General features: G+C 36.0%; 18 protein-coding genes. 6 read left to right on the top strand and 12 right to left on the bottom strand.

The genetic code is table 11. The annotated features are described in order from the left end of the window. Positions 1–21 precede the first annotated feature (21 nt). Positions 22–2,874 carry a carbamoyl-phosphate synthase large subunit gene (carB, locus tag ACSHWW_RS13105; protein ID WP_435682917.1) on the top strand — a complete coding sequence of 951 codons (2,853 nt, stop codon included), beginning with the start codon at positions 22–24 and terminating at the stop codon, positions 2,872–2,874. A 131-nt stretch (positions 2,875–3,005) separates the two neighbouring features. Continuing rightward, entirely contained in the window at positions 3,006–4,532 is a 1,527-nt protein-coding gene (locus ACSHWW_RS13100; RefSeq protein ID WP_435682916.1) for a serine hydrolase, read from the top strand. 67 nt (positions 4,533–4,599) lie between these two features. Here the strand turns inward: ACSHWW_RS13100 and ACSHWW_RS13095 are convergent, their stop codons facing one another. Continuing rightward, on the bottom strand, positions 4,600–5,160 hold the full coding sequence (locus ACSHWW_RS13095) for a YceI family protein (protein WP_435682915.1): 561 nt from the start codon (positions 5,158–5,160) through the stop codon (positions 4,600–4,602). 2 nt (positions 5,161–5,162) lie between these two features. Then, a complete protein-coding gene (locus tag ACSHWW_RS13090) occupies positions 5,163–5,519 on the bottom strand; it encodes a hypothetical protein (RefSeq protein WP_435682914.1) in 357 nt (118 codons plus the stop codon). Positions 5,520–5,594: 75 nt separating this feature from the next. On the opposite strand from ACSHWW_RS13090, the gene ACSHWW_RS13085 reads away from it, so the two are divergent. The 3 genes from ACSHWW_RS13085 to ACSHWW_RS13075 are packed head-to-tail and all read left to right on the top strand — an operon-like array spanning position 5,595 to position 7,653. Next, entirely contained in the window at positions 5,595–5,969 is a 375-nt protein-coding gene (locus ACSHWW_RS13085; protein ID WP_435682913.1) for an OB-fold protein, read from the top strand. Positions 5,970–5,985: 16 nt separating this feature from the next. Further along, complete coding sequence (locus ACSHWW_RS13080; RefSeq protein ID WP_435682912.1) at positions 5,986–6,756, top strand: choice-of-anchor V domain-containing protein; 771 nt, start codon at positions 5,986–5,988, stop codon at positions 6,754–6,756. A gap of 54 nt (positions 6,757–6,810) precedes the next feature. Beyond that, positions 6,811–7,653: a DUF5777 family beta-barrel protein gene (locus ACSHWW_RS13075; RefSeq protein WP_435682911.1), complete on the top strand. Its 843-nt coding sequence runs from the start codon at positions 6,811–6,813 to the stop codon at positions 7,651–7,653. On the opposite strand, the gene ACSHWW_RS13070 is transcribed toward ACSHWW_RS13075, so the two are convergent. The 6 genes from ACSHWW_RS13070 to ACSHWW_RS13045 form a co-directional block, all read right to left on the bottom strand. Beyond that, a complete protein-coding gene (locus tag ACSHWW_RS13070) occupies positions 7,650–8,195 on the bottom strand; it encodes an acyl-CoA thioesterase (RefSeq protein ID WP_435682910.1) in 546 nt (181 codons plus the stop codon). The two genes, ACSHWW_RS13075 and ACSHWW_RS13070, sit on opposite strands and share 4 nt — an antisense overlap. Positions 8,196–8,260: 65 nt before the next feature. Next, positions 8,261–8,626, bottom strand: coding sequence for a 6-phosphogluconate dehydrogenase (locus ACSHWW_RS13065; RefSeq protein WP_435682909.1), 366 nt, complete (start codon positions 8,624–8,626; stop codon positions 8,261–8,263). After that, the gene (locus tag ACSHWW_RS13060; RefSeq protein ID WP_435682908.1) at positions 8,623–9,330 is read right to left on the bottom strand and encodes a DUF3307 domain-containing protein; all 708 of its coding nucleotides are present in this window, start codon (positions 9,328–9,330) and stop codon (positions 8,623–8,625) included. Before ACSHWW_RS13060 ends, ACSHWW_RS13065 begins: the two co-directional genes overlap by 4 nt. Then, positions 9,314–9,934, bottom strand: coding sequence for a MarR family transcriptional regulator (locus ACSHWW_RS13055; protein ID WP_435682907.1), 621 nt, complete (start codon positions 9,932–9,934; stop codon positions 9,314–9,316). Before ACSHWW_RS13055 ends, ACSHWW_RS13060 begins: the two co-directional genes overlap by 17 nt. A 402-nt stretch (positions 9,935–10,336) precedes the next feature. Then, complete coding sequence (rmuC, locus tag ACSHWW_RS13050; RefSeq protein WP_435682906.1) at positions 10,337–11,797, bottom strand: DNA recombination protein RmuC; 1,461 nt, start codon at positions 11,795–11,797, stop codon at positions 10,337–10,339. 130 nt (positions 11,798–11,927) lie between these two features. Beyond that, positions 11,928–12,527 carry a nitroreductase family protein gene (locus ACSHWW_RS13045; RefSeq protein ID WP_435682905.1) on the bottom strand — a complete coding sequence of 200 codons (600 nt, stop codon included), beginning with the start codon at positions 12,525–12,527 and terminating at the stop codon, positions 11,928–11,930. Positions 12,528–12,629: 102 nt separating this feature from the next. Here ACSHWW_RS13045 and ACSHWW_RS13040 point away from each other — a divergent pair, with 102 nt between their 5' ends. After that, complete coding sequence (locus ACSHWW_RS13040) at positions 12,630–12,962, top strand: winged helix-turn-helix transcriptional regulator (protein ID WP_435682904.1); 333 nt, start codon at positions 12,630–12,632, stop codon at positions 12,960–12,962. 319 nt (positions 12,963–13,281) lie between these two features. Here the strand turns inward: ACSHWW_RS13040 and ACSHWW_RS13035 are convergent, their stop codons facing one another. The 4 genes from ACSHWW_RS13035 to ACSHWW_RS13020 form a co-directional block, all read right to left on the bottom strand. Then, positions 13,282–13,470 (bottom strand): hypothetical protein, encoded by a 189-nt coding sequence (locus ACSHWW_RS13035; RefSeq protein WP_435682903.1) that lies wholly within the window; start codon positions 13,468–13,470, stop codon positions 13,282–13,284. Positions 13,471–13,475: 5 nt separating this feature from the next. Next, entirely contained in the window at positions 13,476–14,534 is a 1,059-nt protein-coding gene (locus tag ACSHWW_RS13030) for a nucleoid-associated protein (protein ID WP_435682902.1), read from the bottom strand. Positions 14,535–14,540: 6 nt separating this feature from the next. Beyond that, positions 14,541–15,077: an IS1096 element passenger TnpR family protein gene (locus tag ACSHWW_RS13025; protein ID WP_435682901.1), complete on the bottom strand. Its 537-nt coding sequence runs from the start codon at positions 15,075–15,077 to the stop codon at positions 14,541–14,543. Between the two features lie 147 nt (positions 15,078–15,224). Beyond that, positions 15,225–16,274 (bottom strand): COX15/CtaA family protein, encoded by a 1,050-nt coding sequence (locus ACSHWW_RS13020; RefSeq protein ID WP_435682900.1) that lies wholly within the window; start codon positions 16,272–16,274, stop codon positions 15,225–15,227. Positions 16,275–16,377 lie beyond the last annotated feature (103 nt).

The following is a 16,377-nucleotide window of genomic DNA, read 5'->3' as shown; positions in this document are numbered from 1 at the left end:
CACCTAAAAAAGTACATTAAAATGCCGAAAAGAACCGATCTCAAATCCATATTAATCATAGGTAGTGGACCTATAGTCATAGGACAAGCCTGTGAATTTGATTATTCTGGAACACAAGCACTTCGTTCCTTAAGAGAAGATGGAATAGAAACTATTCTTATCAATTCAAATCCTGCTACGATCATGACAGATCCTAGCATGGCAGACCACGTGTATCTCTTACCATTAAACACGACCTCAATACGTCAAATTTTAAAGGAGCATCCACAAATTGATGCGGTATTACCTACCATGGGTGGACAGACCGCACTTAATTTATGTATTGAAGCTCAGGAAAAAGGTATTTGGGAAGACCACGATGTAGATTTGATAGGAGTAAATATAGACGCCATTAATGTTACTGAAGATCGCGAGAAATTTAGGAATTTGATGGGTGAGATAGGAGTAGGAATGGCTCCACAAGCAACGGCTACGTCTTTCTTAAAAGGAAAAGAAATCGCGCAGGAATTTGGTTTTCCATTATGTATCCGTTCTTCCTTCACACTAGGTGGTGCTGGAGCAGCTATTGTTCATAAGGAAGAAGATTATGATGAATTATTAACTCGTGGTCTTGAAGCTTCTCCTATCCACGAAGTAATGATCGATAAAGCACTTTTAGGTTGGAAAGAATACGAGCTAGAGTTACTACGTGATAAGAATGATAACGTAGTTATTATATGTTCTATCGAGAATATGGATCCTATGGGAATCCACACGGGTGACTCGATTACAGTGGCGCCAGCGATGACATTATCTGATCGCACGTATCAAAAAATGCGTGACATGGCTATTCACATGATGCGCAGTATAGGTGAATTTGAAGGTGGATGTAATGTGCAGTTTGCAGTAAGCCCAGATGAGAAGGAAGATATCATCGCGATTGAAATTAATCCACGTGTGAGTCGTTCTAGTGCACTGGCTTCAAAAGCAACGGGTTATCCTATCGCAAAAATCGCTACTAAACTAGCTATAGGTTACACACTTGATGAATTAGATAACCAAATTACAAAATCTACAAGCGCACTTTTTGAGCCTACATTAGATTATGTAATTGTAAAAATACCGCGCTGGAACTTTGACAAGTTTGAAGGAGCAGATCGTACTCTAGGACTACAAATGAAGTCTGTAGGTGAGGTGATGGGAATAGGTCGTTCTTTCCAGGAAGCACTTCACAAAGCAACACAATCACTTGAAATTAAGCGTAATGGGCTAGGTGCAGACGGTAAAGGATATACAGATTATAATCAGGTCATTGAGAAATTGACCAATGCAAGTTGGGATCGAGTATTTGCTTTGTATGATGCGATTGCGATGGGAATTTCGCTTTCTCGCATCCACGATATTACTAAAATAGACATGTGGTACCTCAAGCAGTTTGAGGAATTACACTCGTTAGAAATTGAGATTACTAAATTTGATATTGATACGCTTTCGCGAAAGCTACTTCTAGAAGCTAAACAGAAAGGATTTGCAGATCGTCAGATAGCACACATGCTGGGTTGTCTAGAAAGTGAGGTTTATAACAAGCGCGATGAGATGAACATCAATCGTGTTTATAAATTAGTAGATACTTGTGCGGCAGAGTTCCCAGCAAAAACACCATACTATTACTCAACTTTTGAGGCTGAGATGGAAACTGCAGACGGGAATCGATATGCAGAGAATGAAAGTATCGTATCTGATAAGAAGAAAATCATCGTTTTAGGATCTGGACCTAATCGTATAGGACAAGGAATTGAGTTTGATTACTGTTGTGTGCATGGAGTTTATGCTGCTCAAGAATGTGGATATGAAACTATAATGATTAACTGTAATCCTGAAACGGTTTCAACAGACTTTGACACGGCAGACAAGCTTTATTTTGAACCAGTATTCTGGGAACATATATATGACATCATACGTCACGAGAAGCCCGAAGGTGTGATTGTTCAATTAGGTGGACAAACAGCTCTTAAACTAGCAGAGAAATTATCTCGCTACGGTATTAAAATTATGGGAACTAGTTATGAAGCACTTGATCTTGCAGAAGATCGTGGTTTATTCTCAAAAATGCTTCAAGAAAATAATATTCCTTATCCAGAGTTTGCAACAGCAACCACTCCAGCCGAGGCACTTACCGCAGCAGAGCATCTTGATTTCCCTATTCTAGTAAGACCATCTTATGTACTAGGTGGACAAGGAATGAAGATTGTAATAAATAAAGACGAGCTTGAAGAGCACGTAGTAGATATTTTAAGAAAAATACCTAATAATGTATTACTTCTAGATCATTATCTAGATGGAGCCATAGAAGCAGAGGCAGACGCGATTTGCGATGGTGAGAACGTTTACATTATAGGAATCATGGAACACATTGAACCATGTGGAGTGCACTCTGGAGATTCAAATGCGACATTGCCACCATTTAACTTAGGTGATTTAGTAATGCAACAAATTAAAGATCATACTAAAAAGATTGCGCTAGCACTGGAAACCGTGGGATTGATAAATATCCAGTTTGCTGTTAAAGATGATAAGGTTTATATCATTGAGGCAAATCCGCGAGCGAGTAGAACAGTTCCATTTATTGCCAAAGCTTATGGAGAACCTTATGTAAACTATGCGACTAAAGTCATGCTAGGTCATAATAAGGTGACAGACTTTAATTTCAATCCACAGTTAGAAGGTTATGCGATTAAGCAACCAGTATTCTCTTTCAATAAGTTTGCAAACGTTGATAAGCGCTTAGGACCAGAGATGAAATCTACCGGTGAGAGTATTTTATTTGTAGATAGTCTTAAAGATGACGCTTTTTATGAACTATACGCTCGCAGAAGAATGTACTTGAGTAAGTAGTAGATTCAGTTATCATAAACATTTTCTAAAACCTTGCTCACTAGAGCAAGGTTTTTTATTTTCTTTGTTTTAGTATCTCGCTTTCGCGAAAGCGTAACATCCATTATCTTTCTACTTCAATTACTCTCATTATGAAAAAATTCTTTTTAGCACTTTTATTATTAACAGCAACCACTTCAATCGCTCAAGAAGTCGATTTAAAAGAACTCGATAGTTACATTTCTAAAACAGTACAAGATTGGGGCATTCCTGGAGTAAGTGTAGGAATAGTTAAAGATGGCGAGATCGTATTTGAAAAAGGTTATGGAGTCATGGAAGTAGGGAAGCGCAAGTCTCCAGACGAGCACACTTTATATGCCATAGCCAGTAATACCAAAGCATTTACGGCGGCAATTATTGCGCAATTAGTAGAGGAAGGAAAGTTGGATTGGAAAGATAAAGTGCAACGTCATCTACCTTATTTTGAAGTTTATGATCCAACTATAAGTGGAATGGTAACCGTTGAGGATTTGTTAAGTCATAACGTAGGATTGGGAACTTTTTCAGGTGATGGGATCTGGTACAAGTCTGAGTTGAGCACTGAAGAAGTGGTGCGACGCATTAAGTTCGTGCCGCAAGCCTATGAATTTAGAGATGGATATGGCTATTCTAACTTGATGTTTATAACAGCTGGAGATTTGATAGAGAAAATCACGGGAAAATCATTTAAAGAAAATGTGACGGAACGTATCTTGGAACCGGTAGGAATGGATGAAACTGTGGTGAGTGTTCAAGATTTTGGTAGAAATAAAAATGTAGCAAGTCCGCATGCGATGAATGATAAAAATGAAAACTATGTAATTCCTTGGGTAGCCTGGGACAATGTACAATCAACTGGCGGAATTATTTCAAGCGTTCACGACATGAGTAAATGGATGATTACCAACATGAATCATGGTGTGACTCAAAATAATGACACTTTGTTCAACACTCGTAACCGTAATAACATGTGGAATTTGCATAATAGTTTTGGTGTGAATCATGTGAATCGTAATAGTACTGGAATGACATATTCTGGTTATGGATTAGGTTGGTTTATAGGTGATTATCAAGGTCATTTTAGAGTAAGACATGGTGGTGGATATGATGGAATGATCTCTACCGTTCAAATGTTACCTGACGAAAATTTAGGAGTTGTGGTATTAACTAATGGTCCTAAAGCACCTACAAATGCTATTGCATATGCCGTTTTTGACCGATTTTTAAATAGAGAACACAAAGATTGGAGCAGTGAAATGCTGGAAGGATACGATAACTGGAAAAAGTCTGACACTCGTATTGCAGACCGTAAGGCAAAACAAGTAAAAGGTACAAAACCTACGCTTGAAACTTCAGAAATTATAGGAACTTATTATGCGCCTATTTATGGAAATTTCTATGTAAAGCAGAAAGGAAAAAAGCTTGTCCTAGAATGGGAGCACACACCATTATTGAATAGTCACTTGACTCATTTTAATTATGATTCTTATGAAATCAATTGGGACGAGCCACAAGCGTGGTATTCTTTTGGAACAGTAACTTTTGAAAAAGATGCTTATGGCACTGTAAAAGGGATCACATTTGATGTTCCTAATGATGACTTCTTCTTCTATGAGATGAATGCTAAGAAAGTAGAGTAGGGAACGATTTTAATTATAAAAAAAAGAGCACTGTGAGAACAGTGCTCTTTTTTTATATGTAATAATTTTATTTTTTATCTAAAGTAGCATGTACAGTAACCTGTACTTCTTTTGCTATTTTCTTTGATACTACGCCTGGAATTTCAATATTGAAATCTGCTGGTTTTAAGTTAAAAGAAGAAGTGAGTAAAATGCTTTTTCCATCTTTAGATAGTTGTACTGGAATAGAAACTTGTTTTTTAACTCCATGTAATTCTAAACTACCTTCTAGTGTATAATCGTCTTTTCCGTTTTCTAGAAAAGTTATAGCATTAAAATCCTTTAAAGTTCCTTTAAGAACTGCCTTAGGGAAATCATCACTTTCTATATAATTTTCATTAAAATGTTCTTGCATCAAAGCAATGGGAAACCTGAATCCTTTAACAAGCGCTAGTGCTGCAACATTTCCTGTACTCATATCAAGAACAACCGTAGAGCTTTTATTTTCTGCTTCTATAGCTTCAAAACTAGGTACTGAGGCCTCAAAACTTATGGTTCCTGTTCTCGTTTGATAACGTTCTTTTTGATCCACATTAGTATGGGTAGATATATAAAAGAGCGATAAAATACTTAATAAGACTATTTTCATTTTTAATTTTCTAGATAACCATCAGTTTGCCACTGTGAGATTAAGTTAATACTTGCAGCTGGTAATTGCCCATTTTGAGGCATCAAGAGTGGATCACCGGCATTTCTAGTAATCCTATCAATTAGCGAACCACTTTCTGTACTCATTCTTACATCAGCATAGTTTTCTAGTACTAATCCACCAGATGCAAAGTTACTGTTGTGACATTGAACACATTGACTTTGGATAATAGGAGCGACGTTCTCATTATACTTAATAGTTTCTGTGATGGGCTCATTATTAACTAAATCATCTGGACTTGTGTTAGTACAAGAAGTGAGAATAAAGGCGGGAATAATGTATAACCATTTGTATTTCATGCAGTTATTTTTTTTTATAAATATACGATTCTATGATAAATTTGTTATAAATTTAAACAATATTTGTTTCTACAAATGATTAAAAAGATTGTCATAGGGTTAAGTTTAGTTGCCATTTTGTGTATTCTAGGATATAATTATTTATACCAGGATCATCGAGATGTTGCCTTAAGTCAGGCAACAGCATCTTTTAATTCTCAAGAATTAATCAATCTATTTACAGACGATGATGTTGTAAATGATACTAAAGCACTAGATCAAGTTATCGAGATTCAAGGTGTGGTCAGCTCAGTAGAGGAAACAAGTATTACATTAGATGATCAAATTTTTGTGGAAATACTTGAAACAACAGGAATTAAACAAAATGAATCAATTACCATTAAAGGAAGATGTTTAGGATACGACGACCTGATGGAAGAAGTTAAAATAGATCAAGCGATATTAAAATAAATTAAATAAAAAAGCGATGAAAAAAAATTACTCATTTTACAGTTTATTAACTGCTTTGCCATTGGGCTTACTTTTATTAGTAGGTTTCACAGGTGGTCAAGGTGGAAATTATTCAGGTTCGCCTGGAGATGCAAATAACAATTGTACAGCATGTCATTCTCCAGGATCTACTCATGGTGGAACACCTATTCTTACTGGTGTTCCTATGGATTATGTAGCAGGAACGACTTACAATCTTACATTGTCTATTAACGGTTCTTCAGTTAATAAATTTGGCTTTAACATCACTGCTGAGGATCAAAATAACACAAAAGTTGGTAACTGGACCGCTGGTACTGGAAGTCAAGCTCGTAATGGTGGATTAGGTAATGGGTTGACACATTCAGCTTCAAATAGTTCTAGCTGGTCATTTTCATGGAGAGCTCCTAATAATAATGTAGGTCCGGTAACTTTTTATTATTCTACGATTCAAGCAAATGGTGCCTCAGGGAATAGTGGTGACCAAATGCTCGCTGGAAGTTCAGCTCCAGTTTTATCAAATGGTACAGATCTTTCTATTTCTAGTTTTAATATGTTTCCAACTGAGGCAGATGATATCTTAAATATCAATTTGAATCAATTAGAAAAAGGTCAGCTTGAGATTTATAATATGAATGGAGCTTTACTAAAGGAAGTATCTCTTCAACAAGAAAACGAATTATACGTAGCAGACTTAAGTGCTGGTATTTATATAGCAAACGTTGCAGTTAACGGCTCAGTTACTACAGCACGTTTTATCAAAAAATAATTCTTCCCTTTAATACGAGCCGCTTTTTGTTTAAAAAAGCGGCTTTTTACTATTATGAAAAAACTAGTTTACCTTTTATTTCTCGCACCAGCATTTTTATTTGCACAAGATGATTTACTTGAAGGATTAGAACCAGAAGATGATACAACAGTAACTTCTACATGGAAATCTCTTAAAGTTGTCAATTTTGAAACTACTAAATTGGTGGCAAAAAATGAATTTCAATTGATCATTTCGCACCGTTTTGGTAGTGTAGAGAATGGATTTGAAGATTTATTTGGTCTTGATAATGCAGTAACAAGATTCCAATTTGTTTATGGATTAACAGACTGGATGCATATAGAAGCTAGCCGTAGTTCTTTCAATAAAACCTATCAACTTGCTAGTAAATTTAAACTAGCAGAACAACAGACAACAGGTTTTCCAATGAGTATATCAGCTTTTACAGCATTGGATATTAATACAGGACTGGATAAAGAAATTTTACCTAAACTAGAATTTGAAAACAGATTAGGTTACACTGCTCAAGTTATTATTGCACGTAAAATTTCTAAAAGGTTATCTGCTCAAATAAGTCCTACTTTATTTCATGAGAATTTTGTGAATTATGATCCTCAAGATAATACGCAATATGCTTTAGGAGTAGGAGCACGATATAAACTGACTAATCGCTGGTCTATAAATGCAGACTATGGTTACCACATGAATAGAGCTAGCGGCAGTCCATATGTAAATCCTTTAAGTATAGGAGTCGATCTAGAAACTGGTGGACACGTTTTTCAAATGCACTTTACAAATTCTCAACCCATGTTAACAAACGGTTTCTTGAGTCAAGGAACTGGCGACTGGCTAGATGGTAGATTCTTCTTTGGATTTAACCTAGTACGTGTTTTCTAAAGAGTAATTTGTACGTTATAATTTTTTAATTCTTCCTTATAACTAGCGTCAGAGAAGTTTGCTTGTGCGATTTCTAGGGCGCTTTTTTTATTGATTTGTTTTCTTTTGATGGCTCTGGCAAATCTACGTACGTGAGTTTCACTGCTTATCTTGAGACCAGGAACAGCAACGGTGTTTCCTTCTTTATCTTTGGCAACCATGGTTAAAAATGAGGAGTTACAGTGCTTAGATTCTCCAGTCTGGATATTCTCTGCATCTACACGTATCCCTACAACCATGGAAGATTTCCCCACATAATTTACTGATGCTTTTAAAGTCACCATTTCGCCTACTTCTATGGGCGCTTTAAAATCTACCACGTCCACACTTGCCGTTACACAGTAGTTACCGCTATGCTTTGAGGCACACGCAAACGCAATTTGGTCAATGAGTGATAATATGTAACCACCATGGATTTTTCCTGAAAAATTGGCATTTGATGGTAACATGAGTAGTGATAACATGACTCTGGATTGCTCTGGCGATTTATAAAGATCTTTCATTGCGGTTGGTTTTTGTGGTTACGCTTTCGCGAAAGCGTAACAAAAAGAACAGTATTCTTAATTCCTTATTTATTAAAATGAGGTGAGTTCTCTAAAGTAACCTCTGTAATAAAGTACTTAGTATCACCCCAAAAGAAGAACGTTCCAAATTTTTCTTCATATTTCAGTTTCACATACTTACCTTGATATTCTTTTAATTTCTCAATGACCTCAGGCTCATTATCCATAACTGAGAATTGAAAAATCTGTGCACCACTTATTCCCTGAGAAATCTCGCCTTCCCAAGTCTTCACAACAAACCCTTTACTTGAAAATTTTATCAACTCTCCAGAGCGATAACCGTCTGAATAGCTTGCAAAATATAGAAAACTATACCACAATATCGCCATGATGGCAATGGTTGCGATGATGATACCTAAAATCTTTTTCATAATATAATATTGTTAAATAGCAATCCCACAAGAATTGCGATACCAAAACTAAGCAATGTCCCTATTAAAACGTACTCGGTGAGCTTCATATTTTTTGCTTTACTCAAATCTCCAAATCTGAACACCGATTTTGCCGTGAGTAGAAAACCTACCGCACTAAAATTACCTGAGATAATGAATACAAAAACGAGTAACCTTTCAATCATTCCTATCCATTTACCAGCATTTTTTAAGGAATCTATTCCTGTATCTTTTTCGGTTAATTTCCATCTTGTAAAAAACACCTTGAGCATGATTCCTACTGGGCTGGTAAGGAATATGGCACATAGTATGAACAACCATAGTTGCTCTGGAATTTGAAAGTCTTCTATCAAGTTAAAATTTTCAATGATTCCATAGACTACAATAATCACAAGGATATGCAGTAGTTGATCTATGAGAAATAGCCAGCGTGCGTTTTTCTTATTAGTTAATTTTAATTTACCTGCATCTATGATTAAATGTGTCACCATAATAAGCAGTGCTGCCCACCATAATTCTAGATCATTTAAGAATAGTAATACTAGTAAACCATGCAATAACACGTGAATGTATAAGTGTGGTGATTTAAGCTGGTGTTTTTCTTTCTTTTTAGTAAAAGAGTTAGACTGCAGTACAAAGTCACCTAAAAAATGGGCTATCAGTAATTTAATGAGTAGGAGCATGGCTTATGTCTTTATAGTATTGTTTGAATAATTCTATGATATCTTGAGTTTCATTCCAGTAGGCTCTTTCTAATCTTCTACTGGCAGTGGCTTGTTTAATGCCTAATATCTCGCCGAGTTGGGTTTGTGTAGCATCTGGATTTTTAATGGTTTGATGTATGACTGCAGCTCCATTTTGGGTCCATTGGTCCATATAGAGCAATGCCATTTTTAAAGCTGTATTCATATAATAATCTAGATGATGATTACTTTGAACCATCAAATTTTGATCTACTTCTTTTAAGGAATCGAGCAATTCTCCTGAACGTGTTAACGCACTACCAGTGGATAATGCGATGTTGTTATCAATAAGATTAACTTCACCCATTCCTATAGCGATGCGCACATCTAGCGAACCTTTACTTTTTAAGGCGGCTTTTATTTTAAGACAAATGGATAATCCTAGCTCTGGAGTTTTAATCCAGCCTTGAAAACTATCACCTCTGTAGATTTGGTACATACCATCTTTACAGTGTTCTTTTAAAATAGGTTCAATAACACTTAGAAAATCATCGGGCTTGTTCTTTTGAGAACCTATAATATCACCTGCTAATATTACTTCCATAATTGATTTTTAAATTATTACGTAAATGCGTAATAATTCAAATATATTACATTATTACGTAATATTAATAATTATTACATAAAAGTGTAATAATGTCACTTTATTACGTAAAAGCGTAATATATTTTGAACTTGAAAATGAACTCGAATTTGAACTCGAAAATAAACCTTAATTAAAAAACTATTTCCTTTGGTAAGATGTCCGTAGTAGAGATGAGAATCATGAATCCCAAACTATTTCAACTAGGATTCTATTAAAGAACAAATGCGGCTTCCTATCCGCTGGAGAGGACTGAGGCGAGGTAAAAATGCTGTCAAAAATAAAATGAAAAATAAAAATAAATGAAAACTTGAAGACTATACTCTCGTCATTCAAGAAGATATCCTCAGGGCAGATGGGATGTTATAAATCCAATCGTTTTTCTTCATCGCTACCATCTAGAAAATCGGGATCGTTTTCAATGGCGCGATTTAATAATTTTTCATTGAGATTTTTATTGGCTTTGGCACCTAGCTTTTTTAATCGTTCGACTCGACCTATAAGGTTACCAGAACCTTCAGTAAGTTTATTCATGCTAGAAGAGTAACTCTTCTTAACGGTATCCAGCTGACTTCCTACTTTAATTAAATCTTCTGTAAGCAGTACAAATTTATCATACAATCCACCGGCTGCAGTGGCGATATCGAGAGCGTTTCTTTGCTGTTTTTCATTTTGCCACATGGTGTCAATCGTGCGCAATGTAGCCAGTAGCGTAGTAGGAGTGACGATAACGATGTTTTTATTAAAGGCTTCACTGTATAGATTAGAATCTGCATTTAATGCCATGGCAAATGCTGGTTCTATAGGTACAAAAAGTAGTACGAAGTCTGGACTTTCTATTTGATATAACTCGTGATAATTCTTACCAGATAAGTCGCTCACGTGTTTTTTAAGTGCGTTTACATGTTCTTTTAAATGACGATCTTGTAATACTTCATCTTCTTCATTTACGTAGCGTTCATAAGCGTTTAAGGAAACCTTAGAATCTATAATCATTTTCTTCCCACCTGGAAGATTGATGACCACATCTGGGAAAACGGTTTTTCCGTCTTCGGTCTTGAAGCTTTGTTGTACCTCATATTCTGATCCTTTTTCCAGACCCGATTTTTCAAGAACGCGTTCTAGCACTAGTTCACCCCAATTTCCTCGCATTTTTGCGTCACCTTTTAAGGCTTTGGTAAGGTTAGTAGTTTCTTTACTCATTTGCTCGTTGAGTTCTTTGAGACCTATAATTTGCTGTTTAAGAATGCTTTGACGTTCAATAGTGTCTTTGTGAGTGTCTTCCACACGCTTTTCAAACATTAATATCTTCTCCTGCAATGGATTCAATATTTGCTCGATGTTCTTTTTGTTCTGGTCAGTGAACTTGGTGCTTTTTTCATCTAGAATCTTATTGGCCAGATTCTCAAACTCTTTAGTGAATTTCTCGTTGAGTTTTTCAATTTCTTGTTGTGCCTCAGAGTGTTTTTCTTCTGCTTTCGCGTAAGCGGTACGTTGCTCAGCAAGAAGGATATCTAAATTATTTTTTTCACGATTAACTTCTATGTATTGCTTTTCAAGCTTATCGAGTCTATAATTTAAATCATGCTGTGTTTCTAGCTTAGATTCTAGTTGTGCTTTTAAGCTACTGGATTCAAGTCGCAACTGATCACGTTCTGTCACAGCCTGCTGTTGCAATTCCAATTGAGACTGCAATTGAGACTTTTCAGACTCTAAATATTTAACAGTGCTCGCAGCTTTAGATTTCATGAAAAACCATGCTACCACAGCGCCTATAACAATACCTAGCAACACAAATAACAATACAGAAAGCTCTGAAGACATAAATCGATCAATTTATGTAAAGGTAAAAAGGAACTCGAGAGATGGGAAATGAAAGTGAAGGAAGTTATTAAAAAGCCCAAAGATTCTTCATAGAATCTTTGGGCTTACCATAATTATTCAAAAAATGACATTAGATACTTTTAACGACGTCGTTAAGTGCTCTTCTAGATTTAGGATTTTTACTAGGTTGATTAAAGTCTTCCTGATCTCTATATCCTATAGCTACGGCTACTAGCGTTGCATGGTCTGTATCTCCTAGAATCTTATCATAGTTTGCTGGTTCAATTCCTTCCATAGGAGTTGCATCTATTCCCATAGCTGCACAGGCACTTAGAAAAACACCTAAGGAAAGATACACTTGCTTATCAAACCATGCTTTTACATCTGCCTCGGGTTGTGGTTTAAGAAACTCTTTATAGTAACCTACAGCACCTTCTGGTAATTCTGCCTCTATTTGCTTTTCAAATAAATCGAGATTATCTATTCTGCTAAAAACAACTACGGTATCACTATCGATTACTTTGCTGGTGTTGATCCAGGAAACCTCAGACAGTTTAAGCTTGGTTTCTTTGTCTGAAACAAAAGTAAATTTCCATGGTTGACTATTGATGGATGATGGGCTGAGTTGTAAAATTTCTTTTAACTCGGCTATTTTCTTGCTGTCTATTTTCTTGCTTGCATTATACTGTTTTGTAGTATAACGTTGTTGCATGGATTCTATAAAACTCATATGTGTATTTTTAAACTATATTATTTATAGTTACAAAATTAAGTATAGTATTCTATCTTTGCAATAACGGTCAAAAAGGATAGTTTAAATTTTATAAGAATTATGCATTCATTTAATGGTAAAGAATACCCATGTTGTGCGAGTTTAACCATGGGCGTGATTGGAGGAAAGTGGAAAACGGTGATTTTATTTCATCTTATAGATGGTCCATTAAGATATAACGAGTTGCGCAAAATGATGCCGACTGTCACTGAACGCACATTAAGTTTACAATTAAAAACACTGGAAGAAGATGGAATAGTAGAGCGTAAAGTCTTTACATCTAAGCCACCACTTAAGGTGGAGTATTCATTATCGGATTTTGGGAAAACTCTTATTCCTTTGATTCAGTCTATCGCAGATTGGGGTAATGCGGCTGCTCAAAAAAGAATCTAATTTAAAAACCCAAGTGATTTTAAATTCACTTGGGTTTAATAGTATGCAGTTATTCTATAAAGGAATAATGTTCTAAGATCTATTTACCTTTCTTTAATTTCTTCTCAGCTTTTTTTTCTTTGGCTGTTTTAGTAGGTTCCTTTTTTACGTTCTTCTTTGCGTCTTTACTCTTTGCCATGATTTATTGATTAATTAGTGAAATGTGCCGTAGCACAAAATCAGTCATCATTTAAAATGACCTATGGTAAACCTACATAGAATAAATGGATAATGAGCAGTATGGTTCAAAACAGCTCTTTATGGAGCCATGTAGCTTCTCTTAAATCTTAGGTTCTCCCTTTACTAGTCTTGCAACTACAAGAACACCTATCAGTAAAGCGATAATCAATCCAGTGTATGGACTCTGGTTAGCTTCCCAGCTCAAGTCTGCCCAGTTCATGCGGGAAATGTGTACACCACATAAAACAACCACAACGGCTATAAGAACATAAGCAAATGACTTTTTCATGACTGTTATTTTTTCTCTTCGCGGTTGAAGTAAACTAGGTAATAATACATTTGTTTTTCTTCATCCCATCCTTTTTCTAGATACTTCTCTGCACTTTCAGGATTTGTGAAATCCATTTTAATCTGTACGTGGGTATCTAGATTGATGATGTTTTTAATTCCTTTACGAGCAGCACTTACTGCTGTGTTTGAGATCGGGAAATTAGAAACGTCTTCAATACTATATTTAGGACCTTTCTCTACTTTATAATTCTTAAATTCAGGAATCAAGTCTGGATTATCAAGTGTTGCGTTTAAAAACGCAGTTTCTTCAAAATCATCATTCTTTGCAAAATAATTTACAGAGCGATTCATAAACATCACTTCTTCCTTCTTATCCTCAGCAGGAAGGACTACTTCTTTTGCAAAATCCTGACAAAATTTTAAATACTTCTTTGTGAAGAAATTCTCATCTTCAAAAACGTCCACACCTAAGAAACTCTCTAACCAGTATTTTGCATCATAGCGGTTTGAATCTACGGAGAGAATTTTATAACCGGTTTCCTCGTCTGTATCAAAAATGATGGCACCTTTATCCAGCTTGTTCAAGTTAACACCTTGCTGTAATAAGATTCTCAAATCATCTTCACCTTCTTCAAACTGCAAGAAATCTTGTTTGAGCTCACTTTTAAAAATCCCAATCGCACTCGTTTTTTTATTATCGAGCATGACATTATCAAGATGGCATACATACAATTCTCCACTTCTTATGTGTGGATGAACACTCTGCTCATACAATTGTGTGGCAATCTTTTTAGAAATTTCTAGTAGTGATGCTGGTGTATTGAAAATTGCTTTTGCAAAACCATACATTTCATGAAACTCTAGATCTTGCTCATGAGTAAAGCTATAATAAGTCTCTTCTTTTGAACGGAAAGGTTTCAGAAAGTATTCCTTCATCAACGCATGTAACTCGTCATCCAGTGGAGTTGTGCCGGCAGACGTTAAAAGGATTTCTCCTTTATTTTTATTACCTACACGGTGAAGTGCTAGTTGTTCAATACGCGTGTTGAAAAGATTGATCATAGTATTCTAGTATAAGTCGTAATCGTCAAAAGTTTGTTCGTCATAAAAATCATCATCACCATCATCTATATCACCACGGAATTCCTCATCGCCTCCAGTCTCGTCTGCAAATCGTGGATCTGCCTCAAATTCTTTATCGGGTGCGCTGTCTGGTAATTCACCTATAGAAAATATCACTTGTGGATAAGCTACGCCATCTTGAGGTCCAGCAACGTCTGCTAGTTCAAGTAGAAATGTCCACATACTTAAGAAATCATATATGTAGATTAATTGAGGCTTTTCAGTCGTGACAACTTCTTCAATAGTGGTACCACTCATCGTGCGAGCAGGAATAGCTCCTTCACTCATGTCAAAGAGGCTGAACTCCTCATTCTGGTTCCAGTCTTCGTCACTTGAATAGAAGCTAGCCATTTCATCTCCAGGTAATTGGAAACTTTGCGTGAGTACATTATGGAAATCTTCTAAACTAGCGCTACCATCAATTTCTATATCGCGGAAAACGTCATCAGTCGCATCTAGAATAGCTCTAAATCTATAAATCATGGATTACTTTTTAAGGTGGACAAAGATACACTTATCCTATCGTTTGAGGAAAATGAAGTGTGGTAATTATGTGTGATTTTTGACACGCTTTCGCGAAAGCGTATTCAACAAACCTATAGTTACTAAAAAGTAATCTAATTCTTAAAACTATGAGCTTATCGCTTTTCTCAAACGCATCATTAAGTAGAACTGCACTCCTAAAATAATAGAAGCAAGAACTAAATGAGCCGCTTGAGAACCAAATGGAAAGTCCACATAATTCATAAGCACGCCTGTGAAAATAGTCAATAATAACAGCGCCATAAGCCAGCCGTAGTATCTTCTAGGATGTCCTAAAAATTTGATCGCTTTATATACAAACCAACCGTGTAAACCTAATAATAGAATAGAGAAGGAGCGATGCACGAGAAATACTAATGGAGCATTTTCTTCTAACCAAATGGATAAAAATGGATAACCCAACTCATCTATTTGATGGTCTAAATACTGTCTTACTTGAGTTCCTAGCGCTACTTGAATTAAGGTAAGCACAATCAGTATTACGGCTAAATTATAGAAGGATGATTGTGCCTCATATCTATTATCGACGGGTTGTACTTCGTGAAGTAAGTATATAAGTAGTCCCACAATTAGCAAGGCTACAATCATGTGGATGGTAATAAGTGCTGGAGACAGGTTAGTATCTACTACTATTTTACCTATCACTGCTTGAATCAACATGGCGAGCAATGCGACTATACTTAGAATTGTAATTTTCTTGCGTTTTTTCCAGTATTTTAATGAGAACACACACATGATGAGTACTACTAATCCACCGAGTGCGCCTATTAATCTATTCACATATTCTGTCCAGGTGTGATATACGTTAAACACTGCATAGTCATGCTTAGTATAAGCGTTCCAGTCTGCTTCTTGATAAGAAGTTGTAGTGAAGAAATCTTTTTTGGCAACGCGTAGTTCCTCATCATGAATGATCACCATTCCTTTTTTATAAGGTGTGTCTGGTGAAAATTCTAATTCACTTGTCTCAGTAGGAGGAATGTAGTAGCCAAAACATTTAGGCCAATCAGGACAACCCATTCCAGATCCTGTCATGCGTACCACAGCACCGGCAATGATGATGAGATATATGATAGCGATACTCCAGCGTAACGCGACACGATAATTTCTATCTGAGAAAAAGGTTTTTGTGTTCAATCTACTTATTAATTATTCTTTATTAATGCTGGCAGACTGAAGTCTGCCGCTGTGAATTTGTTCTGTCGCCTGCGGCGTTCTTTTTATTTGCGCCGACTGAAGT

Origin of the sequence: Nonlabens sp. (genome assembly GCF_051251825.1) — a bacterium.
Lineage (GTDB): Bacteria > Bacteroidota > Bacteroidia > Flavobacteriales > Flavobacteriaceae > Nonlabens.
This window is presented reverse-complemented; position numbering and strand designations above follow the sequence as displayed.